Origin of the sequence: Pedobacter nanyangensis, from assembly GCF_003313505.1 — a bacterium.
Taxonomy (GTDB): Bacteria; Bacteroidota; Bacteroidia; order Sphingobacteriales; family Sphingobacteriaceae; genus Pedobacter; species Pedobacter nanyangensis.
On the sequence record NZ_QMHO01000003.1, the window covers coordinates 141,964 to 159,238 of the forward strand.

Consider the following 17,275-nt stretch of genomic DNA (forward strand, 5'->3'; position numbering starts at 1 on the left):
ATTAAATTTTAATAGCCAGTGTTCTGGATCAGTGCTGGTTGACGGTTAATGGTGTTTTGTGAAAACGGGTATAAATAGTTTTTTTCCTGGAAATAACGTTTTTCTACTTCGAAACGAGTGTAGGTGGTGGTACCTGAACCATCAATGGTGATACGCATGCCGGTAATGGGTTTATTTAAAAAGGTCTCCCCAAGCTTCCATCTTCTTACATCGTAAAAGCGATGGCCTTCAAAACAAAGTTCAACACGTCTTTCGTTTTGAATACGCTCACGAATGGCTTCCTTGGTTGGAGCCACATAGCCGTTACCTGTTGGATTGGTGGTTTGCAAAGCAGGCATGGCTACACCTGTACGGGCTCGTACTAAATTTACATGCTTTAACACTTCGGTCACAGCGGTTATCCCTTGTGCTTCATTAAGGGCTTCTGCGTAGTTTAACAGGATTTCGGCATAACGCATCACTACCCAAGGTCTACGGGCCAACGTGTTCGACTGTTGGTTCCAGGTAGCAGATTCACTTAGAAATTTGCGCATGTAATAACCTGTTTTGGTAGCGTTAATGTTTCGGTTTAAACCATCGGCACCGCCCACATAAGTTTGTACGGCCTTACCTTTAAATACCCTACCGTTGTAGTTAACGGTTAACGCCAATCGAGGATCTCTGTTCACGTAAGGGTTACTTGCATTATATAAAGTATTGCTAGGATCGGTTACCAACTTGCCATTGGTGGTTTCAAAGGCATCAATCATTTCTTGTGTAGGGTTGGTTCGACCTGTGGCGCCATCATAACTAATGGGTGCCTGTTGTTGCTCAATATCGTTACGGTTTTGCGCTCGGGTAGCAAACAGCACTTCATTGTTATATGGGTCGGCACCAAAATTGAATACGTTGGTGTAGTTGGTACGTAAGCTATGTACATTCAAATCGATAATGGCTTTTGCTGCATCGGCCGCCTGCTGCCAAGTCACGCCACTTTGCGTAGCAAACAATGGGCTAGCCGCATATAGCAACAACCTTGATTTTAAACCCATGGCGGCCGTTTTGGTGGCACGACCGTAATCGCCCGTACGCCAAGGGTAAGGGTTAGCGGTAGTTGCCGTTTCTCTGGTAAACAAAGGCAGTTTGGTGGCAATGGCTTTATCGCAATCGGAAATAATTTGATCTAAACATTGTTTATAGGTGTTTTTGGGCAAGTTTAAATTTTCATCTCTGCTGAAAACCCGGGTGGCCAAGGTAATGGCGCCATAACGCTTCATCAACTCAAAATGAAATAACGCTCTTAGGAAATAGGCTTGGCCTTCCAATCTGCTTTTGTCGTCTTGCACACTCAAACCGTCCGTTGGAATGATTTCGCTTTTGGGCAAGTTCTCTAAAAATAGATTTACCTTTCTTAAGCCTTCATAAAGGTTGCTGTATTCATCGTCAACGGTACGTAATGGTCCCCAAGTGCCGTTGTTAAAGATGCTCAAGTTGGCATTTACGCCAGAGTTTACCGCTTCATCAGTACCTGAGGCCAACATTCCGCCGTTGCCATCAATACTAAATCCTTCGGGGATGTTGAAATAAGCACTGTTGAGCACACCTCTCGCATAGGCATCGTTGCCCCACACTTGATCACCGGTGATTGATCCATCGGTAATGCTCCCATCTTGTAAGTAATCTTTTTTACAGGCGGCGAAACTCATGGCTAGCACAGCAATCATCAAAGCTTTTGCAGATAAGCTTTTGTATTTTTTAAGGATATGTGTATAGTTTATGGCCATGTGCTTAAAATTTTAGGTTTAAGCCTAGGGCAAAAGTTGCCAAGGCTGGGTAAGATGAATTGTAACCTGCATCAGGCATTTCCGGATCTATTGGGAAACCGTTGAGCTTATCGAATGTGAGCAGGTTAAATCCTGTCACATAAAATCTGCATTGCGAAATTTTCAGTTTTTTGAGCGCATTGGCAGATAGCGAATAGCCTAATTCCACATGTTTTAATCGGATAAAATCGCCGCTGCGCAACCAAAAATCAGAGTTTTGGGTATTGTTTACACGATCATTAATGGTTAAACGTGGATAAAGCGCTTCCTGTGCAGTAGCTTGCGTCCAACGATATGCACTAAACTGATTGATGTAGCCGGTGTTTGAAGTACCCGCGTTCACCAAAGTGTTGATCTGGATGGTTCTGCCAGCTACCCCGTGGAATAAAAAGTTCACATCGAAGTTTTTGTACTTCACTGATCCACCGAAGCCAAAATATGAGGTTGGAATATCGGAGTAATTGGTACTCACAAAATCTAAATTGTCAATCACACCATCGCCGTTAACATCTTTGTAACGGATATCCCCGGGTTTCACATTTCCAGAGAAACGTTGCACCGGTGCTGCCGCAATTTCTTCTTCTGATTGGAACAAGCCTTGCGAAATCAGAAATCTTCTGACGGTACCTGTACCATTTACCACGCCACCAATAGGATATCCTACTTGTCGCTGATAGGCAGGAATGCCCGCTTCTTCGTTTAATTTCAATATTTTGCTCTTGGCATAAGTGTAATTTCCATGCACGCCAAAAGTAAATTGGTTGATGGTTTTGCGATAGTTCAAGTTGGTTTCAACGCCATTGTATTGCGCTTCGCCGGCATTGATGTTTACCAATGGCTGCCCAATAATTGATGGGGCTAAATCAGCCGTCAATAGATTTTTGCGATGCTCCTTAAATACATCCACGCTTAGGCTTAACGATTGTTTCAGGAACTGTGCATCAAAACCTAGGCTTGATTTAATGGCTTTTTCCCAAGTAAGGTTAGGGTTAGCCAAATCTAACTGATCGGTATTGGCTACGGCACTGTAACCTGTACCAAAGAAATATTGTGAACCACCTCTGGTAAAGTAGTCGTTAAAAGCGAAACGTCGCGAAGCACCAATGGCTTCATTGCCCACGATGCCGTATGAACCACGTAACTTCAGATAATCTACAATTTTATTGCCTTTCAGGAAGTTTTCCTCTGAAACGATCCAACCTGCGGCAAGGGCTGGGAACCAACCAAAACGTTTGCCGGGCATAAAGTTCTGTGAGCCCGAATAAGTGGCGATGGCATCGGCAAAGTAACGTTGTTTATAGCCGTAAGATAAACGGTTGGAAATTCCTTCCTTTTTATCATCCAAACGGGTAGCCGAAGCCGAAACGGCTCTTTGAAAACGAGTAGAAAACTTAAAGCTGTGGTTGCCAAAACTGTTATCGTAATCAAACCCACCCCAAAATTCGTTGTTACGCAAATTGGCGCTAAAGGTACTCGAGGCATAATTTAACGGGCTTTCTGTGCCATATCCTTGATAGCTGTTTCCACCTTGCCACTCGTAAACAATGTGGTTTTGGGTAAAGCCATAGGTATATAAACCTGTCATATCGTAGGTATATGCCACATTAAATGATAAGCCCGGTAATATCGCATCTAACTTTTGGCGTGCGGTCATGGTGGCCAATAAAGTACGGTAAACGTCGGTAATATTACCTCTGGCCTGCAACATACCCAAAGGATTGGTACGGAACAAGGAACTACCCCCGTAGGAACCATTTGGATTAAGCAATGGAAACGCATTGGCCGGGGTATTGAATATCGCAGTTAAAAAAGCCGAATTGCCATCACGTGGGTAACGCAAATTAGAAACACGACCACCAACATCTAAAGTAACATCGAGGTTTTTATTCAGGTGCAAATCCAGATTGGTACGGAAATTATATCTTCTGAAATTGGTGTTCGAATTAAAATTAGGAGTTTCTCCGCCTTTGTACAAACCATCCTGATCGTAAAAACTTACCGAAGTAAAATACCTTGCAAAAGCATTACCACCACTTACCGTTGCTACGTAGCGTTGCACTGGCGAAGCTTTTTTCAGAAACTCCGAGGGATAATCCACATCGGGATATAGATATTTGTCCGATTTGGTATAATACCCAATTAAGCTCTGTTGATTGTATTGCGGTGCCTGTCCATCATTTTGACGGGCTTCATTATACAAATAAGCATAGGCATAGGCATTTAAGGGATTGATGAGGTAGGTTGGCGTTTGTACACCTCCCTGCGCATCGAAGGTTACCTTGGTTGAACTTGCGCTACCTCTTTTGGTGGTAACATAAATGACACCGTTGGCGCCGTACATGCCATACCAAGAAAGGGAAGCCGCATCTTTCAATACACTAATGCTCTCAATCTCGTTCAAATCCATGTCTACAAAATCACGTGCTACCCCATCTACCAATACCAGTGGCGATTGTCCACTGTTGTAAGACGACCTGCCCCTGATCAGGAAACTGGCATCATCGGTACCTGGACGGTTACCGGTTTGCTGAATGTGTAAGCCCGATAAACGACCTGTTAATACATTGTTCAAGGTTGAAAGTGGTATTTGCGGCAGTTCCTGATTGTTCACGGTAGTGATGGTTGCCGTTACTTCGCGTTTTTTTCTTAGCCCAAAAGGGATGTACACATTATCATCATCGCCTGCTTCTATTTGAGATTTTTGGAGTTTAATCGGTTTGGTTTCTGATACTTCATAAGCAGGTATGAAAGCCGTATTGTAACCGTTCATTTTAAAAACGATCCGGTCGTTAGAACTGGCTTCTATCGAAAATTTACCTTCGGTATCGCTGGTTACCCCGCTTGTTTTTTCTTGTACTATAATAACCACCCCCGCTATAGGTGCACCAGTTTGGTCTACTACCTTACCTTTTACGGCAATCTGTTCCGTTTGGCCCCAAGCGTAAGGCATAGCGGCAATGCTCAACAGGGAAAGTAAAAGATATTTGGTTAAAAACTTCATCATATTTTCTGTCGTAAACGGATTATATTTTTCAATTCTCTGCATTACCATCCCTGATTTTGCTTTAAAATTCCATTGCTTTTAAATATTTCTCGTCTTGGAATTGGGTATAAATACATGTGGTCGTCAAATTTCTTTTGGTAAATGTTGGGTAGGGTAATCACGTTGTAGGTAAAGCTCCCGTTGGCGTTACGCACTACATCTATTCCTTTTACGGGTTGGTTCAATACTTCCTTGGCTTTTTTCCAGCGCATCAAATCGTACCACCTGAAATCTTCAAAAGCCAACTCTACCGCTCTTTCCCTCACAATAGCCTCTCTTAATTGTGCCTGGGTTAAAGTGAGGGCCAGGTTTGGCATGCCTACCCTGCTGCGCACTTCGTTTACGTATTTGCGAGCTTCTTCTTTGTTAGCCGCATTGTCGCCACTTTCGTTAACGGCCTCGGCATAATTAAGCAACACCTCCGCATACCTGAAGAACACGAAATTGAACAGTGCTCGTTGGGTAGCGTTTCTTACGTACACTTCGGGCCACATTTTACGGCAGTAGTAACGGGTTGCCGAGTAAATGATATTGTTAGGGCGAAAATCGGCACCGTAGGTGTAGGTATTGCTAGCCGCATTGTATTGCGACCACATGCCCATGTTTCGGCCTTGCCATGATACATTGTTGTATAAAATGTTGGCATAAAAACGTGGATCACGGTTTTCGTAAGGTTTTTGGGCATCGTACCCCGAGCCCGAAGCAGTAATTGGTGCGCTGCTTACAATAGCACCAGTACCATCTGTTTTAACCGCCTCATACATATCTACGTGGTTTTGGGTAGGATTCATAGAACCTTGGGCACCGCCTGATCCAGGTGACATCACAAAATCTAATAAGAAACCATCTATCACACGTGGTGGACGTATTTTGATCATGATGTATTCTGGTGAGGTAGACATATTCATGATATCGTTGTAGGTGGCCTGCAACGAATATTTATTCAAATCAATGACCGCTTTAGCTGCCGCAGCGGCATTGGCCCATTTGGTTAAATCATTGGTTGGGTTGTTCAATGGACTAGCCGCATACAACAATACCCTTGCTCTTAAAGCCATGGCTGCACCTCTGGTCGCTCTGCCATAATTCGAAGCATTGTAATCATCTGGCAAAGCATCTACCTGTACGGCCTTATCAAGGTCAGACATGATCAAGTCTACGCATTCTTGGTAGCTGTTGCGGGGAATATCGATGTTATCAAAAATGCTGGCTGGTTTGTCGTAGATGGGTACACCACCAAAGCGCTTGATCAGCTCGAAATACAAAAACGCTCTGATGAAATACATTTCCCCTGTAATTCTTTGCGGGGTTTTAGCTTGAATTTGCGAATCAGTCCAAGGGATAGTGCTCATTTTCGAAAGCATCACGTTAGCAATCCTAATGCCTGCATACGATCGGTCCCAAATGTCGCCGATATCATTCAGCTGCGCTCCGCCACGTTCGTAATGATCGTGGAACAACCCTTGGTTTAAGGTACGTACCGAAACATCGGTATTGCCCGAAACAGCCTCGTCAGAAGCTTGGGCCGTAGTTCCACGGTGGGCATTAAACCTGGCGTAGTCATCTATTAAATGGTTATAGGCATTATCCGCATAGGCAATGGCCAATGCTGGATCTTTAAATACTTTTTCTTCATCTAAATCTGCCGAAGGCGTGCGATCTAGGAAATCCTTTTTACATGAGCTAATTACAAGAGCAACAAAAAGGAAAATAATGGTATATATGTTTCTCATGTTCATGCTATAATTGAATGTTTACACCTAGGTTGTATATCCTTGAAGTGGGATAGATAGATTGCTTTGAAAAATCAGCGTTACTGGTGTTGATATTTTCAGGATCTAAGTACATCTTAAAACGGGTCCAAGTCGCCAAGTTTTGTCCTGTTAAAAAGATTCGCAACGATTGTATTTTGAGTGGCTGCAACCACTTAGCTGGTAACGTGTACGAAATTTCGGCATTACGTAATTTGATGTAGGAAGCATCCTGCAAAATGAAATCGTTCAGCTGATAGCTGATAAAAGTGTTGCCCCGGGAGTGCAGTGCTGGCCAAGTTGCGGTTGCGGCTGTTTGTGGTGTCCAACGGTTCAACATAAACTCGTACATCTGCTGCCCATTGTTCTGCTCTGTTAAAATTACATCGGAGCTTACGTTGGTAACGCCTTGGAACATTAAGGAGATGGAGAATCCTTTATAAGAAACTCGTGGAGAGATGCTGAAAATATATTCAGGTACCCTCGAATAACCAATAGCGGTTCTGTCGTCGCTATTGATACGCCCATCGCCATTGATATCTACATATTTTAAATCACCAGGGATGGGTTTGCCCAACTCATTGGGTACATAACTATCAATATCTTGTTGCGAAGTATAAAAACCATTGGTTACGTAGCCGAAGAACTGCCCTACTCTTTTGCCTTCCTGTTTTTGATAAGATGGTGCACCAATAGGCTCATCCCTGCTGTTAATTTTATTACGGGCAAAGGAAACTTGTGCATTTAGGCCGTAAATTAAATCGCCTTTTTGCTTGTTAAAATCTATCTCTACCTCGTAACCTTTATTGTACACTTCACCTACGTTAAGTGCGGGATATCCTTGTCCCAAACTGGTCAATCCAGAGTTTCTGGACGTTAAAATATCCTTACGGGTTTCGTCAAACAAGTCGATATTTACTGAAAGTGAGTTTTTGAAGAACTTACTTTCTACCCCAATGTTTCTTTTTAAACCCGTTTCCCAAGTAATTTCGGGGTTACCAATGCTGCTGTTAGGCAAATAAACCACCGGATAGGTTACCACACTGGTTGGATCGCCAAAATGGACAGGCATTCCCGGACGGCTGTAGGCAGGTGTTGAAGCGGTAAAGCCCGCCGCATTACGCAAATAACTGGTGATGTAAAGGAACCGCTGTCCGATTTCATCGCTACCTACCAAACCGTAGCTACCGCGGATTTTAAGGTAATTGAGCCACTTCACGTCTTTCAAGAACGCTTCATTACTGGCAGTCCAGCCAGCTGAAACCGCTGGGAAGAAACCATATTTTAAACCTACCGGAAAATTCTCTGAACCGTTGTAAGCGGCGTTAAATTCTGCATAGTATTTATCTGAATAATTGTAGGTAATGCGGGTAACCACCCCTTGCGAAGCCCTGGGTGGTGCAGTGGTAGCCGTTGAACCTTGTACATTAATGAGTTGACGGGTACCTAAAATCAAGCCCGTGAAGTTATGTTTGGCAAAACTTCTGTTATAGTTAAAACCCGCTTGTAAATTGGTATGGATGGTACCACCGTTATCGCTAATGAGGCCACTTAAAGGTTCGTCACGTGGACGATCCCCGGCAATGGTCACTTCCTTAGTGTCTCTATCAATGACATAAGCTGCCCAACTGGCATTACGGCGGGTGGTGTTTTCGAAATAGGAATCGTAGCCCAAGTTAGCTTTAAAGGATAGCCCCTTTACGAATTTGCCCAAATTATAATTAAGATTAAAGGTACTTTGTACGTTATTGAAATCGTCGTAACGGGTGCCCCAGCGGGTTAGCACCCCAAGCGGATTCCAGATATTGGTTCCTACACTTGGGTTTTGCGCCAAGCGTCCATCGGGCAGCGTTACCGGGTACGCAAAAGCTGGCACCTGCAAAATGCGGGAAATCATGGCTTCTACGTTATCGTAAGAAAAAGAGCCTGATCCAGAACGTAAACCACTAGGTTGGTAGCGTTTTTGCAAACGACCACCTAACTTAATGCCCACCTCTAAATCTTGGGTAAGTTTAATATCCAAGTTGGACCTGAAGTTGTAACGGTTATAGTTGGGCACCGAATTGATTTGGTACGGAGAATCGAATTCCTTAAAAATACCATCCTCAAAAAGATAACCTACGGAGGCAAAGTATTTGATGATTTTAGTTCCGCCACTTACATTCACATTGTGTTGGGTTTGCGGATAGAATTTTCGGGTCACGTAGTCAAACCAATTGATGTTTGGATAGCCAATTGGGTCCGAACCGTCTTTGAATTTTTGCAATGCAGCATCGCTCCAGGTCACACTTTCAAAGCCATCATTCCTGTTGGCCTCATTAATTAAGTAGGCATTGGTATAGGCATCCAATGCTTTTGGAATACCTGTATAACTTTGGATACTGGCATTACCGCTGTAACTGATTTTAGGCTTACCTTCTTTACCTGATTTGGTGGTTACAATAATGACCCCGTTAGCTCCTCTGATCCCAAAAGTTGCGGTGGAAGATGCATCTTTAAGTACGTTGATGGTTTCTATTTCATTTGGATCAATATCGCCAAAGTCAGGGCGTTCTATCCCGTCGACTACTACAATTGCACCCGAACCGTTGTAGGTGGCCAAGCCCCTGATATTGATGACCGAACTGTTCGATCCAGGCTGACCGCTACGCTGCACGGCACCTAAACCTGGCGTTCTGCCTATTAAACTATTGGTAACATTGGAAGTTGGCGATTGCAAAATTTCCTTGCTGCTAATGGTACTGATGGCGCCGGTTAAGGTCGATTTCTTTTGCGTGCCATAGCCCACTACCACTACCTCGTTCAAATTGGTATTGTCTTCTTTTAAAGATACATTTTGTACGTTGCTACCTGGTGCTATAGTAATTTCCTGTGCTACAAAACCAATAAAGCTATATATTAAAACCACGGGTGTAGATGGTACAGAGATGGCATACTTACCATCACCATCACTTATGGCAGTGGTGCCGCCCACTTTAAGCTTGATGGAAGCGCCAGGAATAGGCAGGCCTTGATTGTCTTTCACCACCCCCGTTACGATTCGGTTTTGGGCATAAAGCAAGCAACTAAACGTTAACAACAGGAATAACAACAATGCTTTTTTAGCGTTGCGAGCTATTTGGCTAAGGGAACGTTTCGAATAAAAACTAAAACTTTGGTAAAGTAGTATCATTCAATTGGGTTAATATTGGTTGATTATAATAATATAGTAACCGCCACAAATAACTTGCAGTAGTTGATAAATGGACTTGAAGAGGGCAATGATAAACGATTCGCTGGCGAATATAAGATAGGCTTAGGTAGTTTAACCCGCATTTGGTTCAGTAGTGGTATCATCATACAATATTTGGTTGTAGCAAAGATGTTTGAACAAATGGAATTATGGAGGGTAAAATCTTCCCTATTTAGGGGTAAAATTGGTTTTAATAATGGTTAGTGATGAATTGTTAATGGTTAATTAGCTAATGTGATGATGTAGGACAAAACAATGCGATGATGTGCTAATTAGATAATTTAAAGAGCATGGATAAGCCCAGAAATCCTTGGCTTACACTCTTGGATGATTAAGCGGCTCGAGACGACAGAAGATGAACGATTGAACCAATGAACAAAAAACTAATTCCCAACCACTTGCCACTAACCACTAGTAACTAATTCCTAGCTACTAACTCCTAATCCCTAATTTCGCAACGATATACTCCGAGGGAGACATTTCATACTGCTTTTTAAACTCCTTGCTGAAATACTTACGATCATTAAACCCTACCGCAAAAGCAATATCCGAAATGCTCATCTGATTTTTTTCCAACAAATAGGCCGCCTGTTTTAAACGCACGGTTTTAATTAAATCTGCTACGGATAAATTGGTAATGGCCTGTACCTTTTTATAAAGTACCGTTTTGCTCATGCCAATTGCTTGGGTTAAGGCCGTTACATCAAAGTCTGTGTTGTCCAAATTGTCTTCGATGATCTTCATCAGCTTCACCAAAAACTTATCGTCGGCAGTTTCAATTTGAACAGGTGCTGGGTTTAGCAAAATATCCCTGACAAACTTTTGACGGGTAGCCTCTTTTGTAGCTAAGATGTTCTTGACGTTAAGTGCTAAAATTTGAATGCTAAACGGCTTGGTGATGTACGCATCGGCACCTTTTTCGTAGCCATTTACCTGATGGATGTAAGCGGCACGAGCAGTGAGCAAAATTACGGGAATATGGTTAATCCTTTCATCGGTTTTAATATGACGGCAAAGTTCCAGCCCGTCCATTTCGGGCATCATCACATCACTAATGACCAAATCAGGAAGTTGCGCTATGGCTATTTCCAATCCTTCCACCCCATTAGTGGCTTCTAAGATGCGATATTGTTGTTGAAACGACTCTTTAATAAAGTTCCGCAGCTCCAAATTATCTTCAATGATCAATAGGGTATAAGCTTGCTCTCCTACCTCCAATGCTGGTGTAGCAACCACGTTGTTGGCTGCCGATTGCAAATAGTAATGAACAGGATTGTCACTGTTCATATACCCGGGAACAATGGCCTGCTGATCCAAATGAGCGCTGCCCAACGGCAAAGTCACGGTAAAGGTTGTTTTTCGGTTGAGTTCATCTGCAATATCGCTGCTCACTTCAATGGTGCCTTGGTGTAATTCTACAATATTTTTGGAGAGGGCCAGTCCAATGCCATAACCACTGTTAGAAACCTCTTCATTATATACCTGGAAGAATTTGGTGAATAGTTGACTGATGTTCTTTTCAGCAATTCCCCTGCCATTATCTGTTACCTTTAGGGCTACCTTTTCTCCAAGTTGTTCAATAGCGACTACAATTTTCCCTTTTTCAGGTGTAAACTTGAAGGCATTGGAAAGCAGGTTAAATACCACCTTTTCCAAATGATCCTTATCAAAAAATACCTCTAGCTTTTCTACGTTGCTTTCAAATTGATAGTCAATCTGCTTATCCTGCGCCAAAGTTTGGAACGAAAGATAAATTTCTTCTACAAACTGAACCATATTGCAGGCCGAAAACGACAATTTCATGTGACCACTTTCCGCCTTTCTAAAATCCATTAATTCGGTAACCAAACGCATTAACCTGCTGGCGTTATGCTGTACTTGCGCCAGTTGCTTGTGCAAGGTAGTGCTGAGCGCAGAGTTCATCAGCATTTTTTCCAACGGACCTAAAATCAAGGTCAAAGGCGTTCTAATTTCGTGCGAAATATTGGTAAAGAAATCGATTTTCATTTGGTGTAGTTCCTCTTGTCGTTCTTTTTCCAAATGCTCTAAATACAACTCTCTTTTAAGCTTCGCACGGTTCTTTTGGAACTGATAAATGGTAGCAACAATATAATAAAGGATACCTCCATAAATTAAAAATGCCCACCAGGTTTGCCACCAAGGCGGTAAAACGGTAATGTCCAAAGTAATCGGTTCAGTATTCCACAAACCGTCATTGTTGGCAGCCATTACCTTAAAAGTATATTTCCCTGGGCTTAGGTTGGTGTAGTTGGCTTCCCTTTGCGTACCCGAGTAATGCCAATCATCGCCCCTTATACCTTCCATTTTGTAAGCATATTGGTTTTTTTCGGGGTTGATGAAGTTTAAGGCTGCAAACTTGATGGTGATATATCCTTCATCATACTTGAGTTCTATATGATCAGAAAAGGTAATCGATTTCTCCAGAGGCGAGTTTGCCGAATCAATCAGCACAGGTTTATTCCTCACCAAAAAATCAGTGAAAGCTACCTGAGGTTTGGTCTTGTTTTTAATCAGCTTATTTGGGAAAAAAGAGGTTAATCCGTTAATTCCGCCAAAAAGCATTTCACCATTTCTTAACCTTAAACCCGCATTGGTTTGAAATTGGTTGCTTGCCAGGCCATCATCGGCATTGTAATGTGCAACCTCAACATTTTGAGCATTAAATGGAAGTTGAAAGTTTTTAAAACGAAGCTGGTACAAGCCGTTATCGGTACTGACCCATATATTTCCTTGCTGATCTTCTACAATGGCATGTACCACGTCATCGGTAAGGCTTTCCTGCTCATTAAGTGCATAAAACTTTTGCGCAGCAGGGTTATAATAGTTCAGCCCTCCCCCATCGGTGCCTATCCATATCCTGTTCTTCGAATCTTTAAATAAGGTAATGATGCTGTTATTGCTTAGCGTGTTCGGCTGGTTACGCTTCACAAAACGCTTAAAGCTATCCGTTTTCCTGTCGTAATAGTTAAGCCCGTTTTGTGTACCAATGTAAAGGTTGTTCTGGTTATCCTTAATTAAAGCCACCACAAAGTTATCGCTAATGCTTGCCTGATCCTTTGGTGAGTGTACAAAAGTACGGTATGAACCATCCGGACGCAGATAACGTAACCCCCCGCCATTGGTGCCTACCCAAACACCCTCTTGCTCCGGAACGATGGAGTTGATGAGGTTCTCGCTAAACTTTCCTTGGGCAACGGCAAACTTAAAGAAACGGATTTTTTTGGTTTCCTTGTTAAAATGGCACAGGCCATCTAAAGTACCTACCCATAAGTTTCCGTCGGCATCTTCGGCCAATGATTTTACGCCGTTACGGGTTTGCTTTTGATCGTTTCTAATATCATAGTAACGATAGGCACCTGTATTTCTGTTGAGGTAATTAATTCCCCCGCCATAAGTGCCAATCCATAAGCCGCCGTTTTTATCTTCGGAAATGGCGTTCACCACCAAATGCGATAGGCCCATTCTATCCCCAATACGTTCGCCAATATTATCGAAATTGGCATTTGAAGGATAATATACGTTTAAACCGCCTGCAAAGGTGCCAATCCAAATACCCGAGGCATTGTCGTGCATAAAACTCCAAATGGTGTTATCGCTCAAACTATTTGGGTTCAATGCACTATGCGTATGATTGCTAAATTTTTGTGTTTGGGTGTTGAAAATGCTCAATCCGTTGCGGGTGCCTATCCAAATTTCTTGCTGATCATATACATAAATGTCCCTGATCCAATTGGAAAGAATGCTTTTACTGTCACTTTCCTCATGCTTAAAAATACGCAACTGATCTGTTTTAGGCTCATACTTAAATAAACCCGCTGTTTCAGAACCAAACCACATATTCCCCGTCAGATCTTGTTTAATCACAATAATTTTGGCGGCCATTAATTCTTTGGAATTAGCGATGCCCCTAGGTAGCGGAAGCAATCTTTTTGTTTTAGGATCAAAAACCTTTACGCCATTTTTTGAGCCTACCCAAATTCTTTTGGCCTTATCCTGAAAAAGGATAAAGGTAACGGCACTGTACAAACTGGTAGCCGTGGTGTCTTTAAGGCCAGCTTGCTCCTTCAACACCCATTTTTGGGTATCTACCTGTTTAACACCATCAAAAGTAGCCACCCAAGCGTTACGATAACTATCAATTAATACGGAGGAAATGTAATTTCTACCGCCTTTTACATCCCTAATATCTACCCGTTTAAATACTTCGGTAGCTGGATTGTAAATATTTAATCCGTTGGAGGTTGCTATCCAAAGTTGGCCATCCTTGTTCTCAACAATGGCGTTGACCCTGTTGTTGCTAATGCTTTTGGGCTGATGGTTATCGTGCTTAAACGTGCGGAAAGTGTAGCCATCGTACCGGGTGAGGCCTTTCCAACTGCCCAGCCAAATAAACCCCTTACTGTCTTTTACAATGGTAGCAATAGGGCTTTGCGCCAATCCTTCTTTAAACGACAGGTGGTTAAATTTGATGGATTCCTGTTGCGCATTTACAGTGGTAAAAACACAAAGCAGCCATCCAAAAAGGGCAAATATGGTAAATCTAGATATCAACAGGAAAGTGGTTAGCCGTTGTAAAGATATTTATTCCATTGATAATCACGCAATATTTGGGGCATTAGTTCATTGGTTTATCTCACTACCACTCCCTTCTCCAATGCTAACTGATGCGCTTTGGATCTACTTGCAGACGAACTTATGCTAAAATGCGACAAACTTCATTTACAGCTGCTTTAAAAAATCCATATACAACGGTACACTTTTCTCAACCCACTCCGCAGAGGTATTAAACTCCATTCCGTAGTAGGCAAAGAAAGGTTTGTAATCTGCCTTTACGTATTCAAAGCTCAGTTCAAAAGGCCTTAGTAGTTCTTCCATCGTATATTTATACCGTTGTCCGTGCTGGTAATCTTGTTCATCTACCCCAACGGAAAGCGCTAAGGCAATTTTCTTGTTGCCCATTTTGTAGCCACTTTTGCTCCCATAAGCCCAGCCATGTAGCACTACCACGTCCAACCATTTCTTTAATAATCCGGGGCAACTGAACCAATAAAACGGGAACTGAAATACCACACGATCATGCGCTTCTATCAGTCTTTGCTCGGCCTGCACATCTATCACTTCATCGGGATACGCTTTATGCAGCTGGTGTACCGTATATAAATTGGGGTATTTGTTCAGTTCTTCTATCCATCTCTTGTTCACTACCGAAGTTTCGATATCGGGATGGGTTACGATCACTAATGTTTTCATCTTTTCTTTACCACTGTTTACAACACAAAATTAAAAAGCATACTGTTATTTTGGTAGCTTAGCAACCCAATGTAGGGTACTATAAAAAATGTAAGTAATGTCTAAAATCAAAGAAAGCTCAACCAATTTTGCCAATAAACAGGCTTTAATGGAAGAATGTTCGGAGGTATATGCCGCTAACATTATTGGCGGGCAGTGGGGCTTGGTCATCTGCTCGTGGCTACTGAACGGCAAACTTAGATTTAGCGAGCTGAAAAAGTTACTACCTACCATCACCGAGCGTATGCTTACGCTACAACTGCGTAAATTGGAGGAAAACAAAATCGTGAAACGCACCGTATATGCGGAAGTGCCCCCACGTGTAGAATACGAACTTACCGAGATTGGTTATGACCTAGGCCCTGTGATTAAACTACTCGAAAAATGGGGCGAGAAACATAAGAGGTTTAAGGAAGTATAGATAGTTTACTTTTTTAAAAAACGCCTATATTTTCAATCGCATTCATTAGCAAATGACAAAATCGCTTACATTATTGCTAATTTATTACAACCAATTATCACGGTATTTCAGCTATATTTAATTTTTTCAGTCGTTATTATGATAAAGAGAATATTATTATGGAGCACGGCTCTTTTTTTGCTGGCATCTTTCAAAACAATTGTCAAAACGCTGGAGGCCTCGAAATACATTCAGGTTAATCCCAATGGCACCTTAAAATATATTCCCGATGCTAAGGGAAATACCATTCCGGATTTTAGCCGTGTGGGATACCACCAAGGCGACCAGCCCATTCCAACGGTTGCCGTGGCTCAAACCGTTAATGCCAATGCGGCGGCAGACAGTCAGGAGCTCCTGCAAAACGCCATCAACGAAGTAGCGCTATTGCCCTTAAACAAGGCCGGCTTTAGGGGCGCCATTCTCCTTAAGAAAGGAATTTATAAAATTGCCGGAACACTACAAATCAATAAAAGTGGTATCGTATTAAGGGGCGAAGGCGAAAATGCCACCCAGCTAATTGCTACAGGCAAAGGGCAAAGATCGCTTATTGTTTTTAACGGCGAAGGTACATTGAAAGAAATTAAGGGAACCAGAACACGGGTTACGGATCAATTCGTACCGGTAGGTTCTTTTTCGCTCACCTTGGCCGATGCGAGTAACTTTAAAGTGGGTGATGATATTGTGGTGTTTAGGCCGGGTACCGACCAGTGGGTCAAAGACCTGAAAATGGATCAGATTGAAGCTAGGGAAGGCACCAAACAATGGCAGGCCAAAGAATATAGCCTAGAATTTGAAAGGCGAATTGTGAAGATTGAGGGCAACAAAATTATCCTCGATAACCCGATGGTGATAGAAATGGAGCAAAAATATGGCGGTGCCGAAGTTTACAAAGCTTCTTTTGACGGGCGGATAAACGAAGTGGGTATCGAAAATATGTCTATCGAATCTGAATATGCAAATGACACCGATGAAGACCATGGCTGGATTGCTGTGGAGTTTAACAAAGTTAAAAATGGCTGGGCCAGAAATATAACGGCGAAGTATTTTGGTTATGCCGCAGTTAGCATTAAACCAAGCTCCAAGCAGATAACCGTTAAGGATTCGAAATGTTTAGATGCCAAATCGGTGATTACCGGTGGCAGGAGATATTCGTTCAACAATGATGGGCAGCTGAATTTGTTTATGAATTTAGAATCAACCGACGCAAGACATGACTATGTGACGGGAGCGAAAACTTTGGGGCCCAATGTTTTCTATCAATGTAAAGCATTGAGGACACATGCCGATATTGGTCCGCACCACCGTTGGGCAGTAGGTACTTTGTATGATAATATTCAAACTGACGGCGAAATCAACGTACAGGATCGGGGCAACTGGGGCAGCGGACATGGCTGGGCTGGTGTAACCCAGGTTTTATGGAACTGCAAGGTAAAGCGGGCAGCGGTACAAAGTCCCTGGGCAAATGGGCAAAATTATAGTTTTGGCACCCAAGGCGGAAAATTTGAAGGTCGTTTTAAAGGCAGACCTGACGGGATTTGGGAAAACCATAATCAAACAGGCATCAACCCCAGCTCTTTGTATTTGGCACAACTGCATGATCGGAAGAAAAAATAAAAATTAGCGCATTGGTGCATTAAGCAATGAACTGGAAATACCAAAATCCATTAATGGTGTTTT

At 42.6% G+C, this 17,275-nt stretch carries 8 protein-coding genes; 2 read left to right on the plus strand and 6 right to left on the minus strand.

Annotated elements, in window-relative coordinates; genetic code table 11:
- Window positions 1-8: 8 nt before the first annotated feature.
- The 6 genes from DUT71_RS06625 to DUT71_RS06655 form a co-directional block, all read right to left on the minus strand.
- Window positions 9-1,763: a RagB/SusD family nutrient uptake outer membrane protein gene (locus DUT71_RS06625; protein WP_113661756.1), complete on the minus strand. Its 1,755-nt coding sequence runs from the start codon at window positions 1,761-1,763 to the stop codon at window positions 9-11.
- A gap of 4 nt (window positions 1,764-1,767) precedes the next feature.
- Complete coding sequence (locus tag DUT71_RS06630; protein ID WP_162795958.1) at window positions 1,768-4,848, minus strand: SusC/RagA family TonB-linked outer membrane protein; 3,081 nt, start codon at window positions 4,846-4,848, stop codon at window positions 1,768-1,770.
- Window positions 4,848-6,578, minus strand: a complete 1,731-nt coding sequence (locus DUT71_RS06635; protein WP_113662127.1) for a RagB/SusD family nutrient uptake outer membrane protein — start codon at window positions 6,576-6,578, stop codon at window positions 4,848-4,850. The genes DUT71_RS06630 and DUT71_RS06635 overlap by 1 nt, the downstream gene beginning before the upstream one ends.
- A 7-nt stretch (window positions 6,579-6,585) precedes the next feature.
- Window positions 6,586-9,768, minus strand: coding sequence for a SusC/RagA family TonB-linked outer membrane protein (locus tag DUT71_RS06640; RefSeq protein ID WP_113661758.1), 3,183 nt, complete (start codon window positions 9,766-9,768; stop codon window positions 6,586-6,588).
- Between the two features lie 492 nt (window positions 9,769-10,260).
- Window positions 10,261-14,400: a hybrid sensor histidine kinase/response regulator transcription factor gene (locus tag DUT71_RS06650; RefSeq protein ID WP_113661760.1), complete on the minus strand. Its 4,140-nt coding sequence runs from the start codon at window positions 14,398-14,400 to the stop codon at window positions 10,261-10,263.
- A gap of 168 nt (window positions 14,401-14,568) precedes the next feature.
- Complete coding sequence (locus tag DUT71_RS06655) at window positions 14,569-15,099, minus strand: NAD(P)H-dependent oxidoreductase (RefSeq protein ID WP_113661761.1); 531 nt, start codon at window positions 15,097-15,099, stop codon at window positions 14,569-14,571.
- A gap of 97 nt (window positions 15,100-15,196) precedes the next feature.
- Here DUT71_RS06655 and DUT71_RS06660 point away from each other — a divergent pair, with 97 nt between their 5' ends.
- Together DUT71_RS06660 and DUT71_RS06665 are read left to right on the plus strand one after the other, a co-directional pair.
- Window positions 15,197-15,559 (plus strand): winged helix-turn-helix transcriptional regulator, encoded by a 363-nt coding sequence (locus DUT71_RS06660; RefSeq protein ID WP_113661762.1) that lies wholly within the window; start codon window positions 15,197-15,199, stop codon window positions 15,557-15,559.
- 138 nt (window positions 15,560-15,697) lie between these two features.
- On the plus strand, window positions 15,698-17,212 hold the full coding sequence (locus DUT71_RS06665; RefSeq protein ID WP_113661763.1) for a hypothetical protein: 1,515 nt from the start codon (window positions 15,698-15,700) through the stop codon (window positions 17,210-17,212).
- Window positions 17,213-17,275: the final 63 nt, after the last annotated feature.

Excerpts from the sequence above, each read along its gene's own strand:
- DUT71_RS06625 (WP_113661756.1), bottom strand. The coding sequence starts at position 1,763 with ATGGCCATAAACTATACACATATCCTTAAAAAATACAAAAGCTTATCT.
- DUT71_RS06630 (WP_162795958.1), bottom strand. The coding sequence starts at position 4,848 with ATGCAGAGAATTGAAAAATATAATCCGTTTACGACAGAAAATATGATG.
- DUT71_RS06635 (WP_113662127.1), bottom strand. The coding sequence starts at position 6,578 with ATGAGAAACATATATACCATTATTTTCCTTTTTGTTGCTCTTGTAATT.
- DUT71_RS06640 (WP_113661758.1), bottom strand. The coding sequence starts at position 9,768 with ATGATACTACTTTACCAAAGTTTTAGTTTTTATTCGAAACGTTCCCTT.
- DUT71_RS06655 (WP_113661761.1), bottom strand. The coding sequence starts at position 15,099 with ATGAAAACATTAGTGATCGTAACCCATCCCGATATCGAAACTTCGGTA.
- DUT71_RS06660 (WP_113661762.1), top strand. The coding sequence starts at position 15,197 with ATGTCTAAAATCAAAGAAAGCTCAACCAATTTTGCCAATAAACAGGCT.
- DUT71_RS06665 (WP_113661763.1), top strand. The coding sequence starts at position 15,698 with ATGATAAAGAGAATATTATTATGGAGCACGGCTCTTTTTTTGCTGGCA.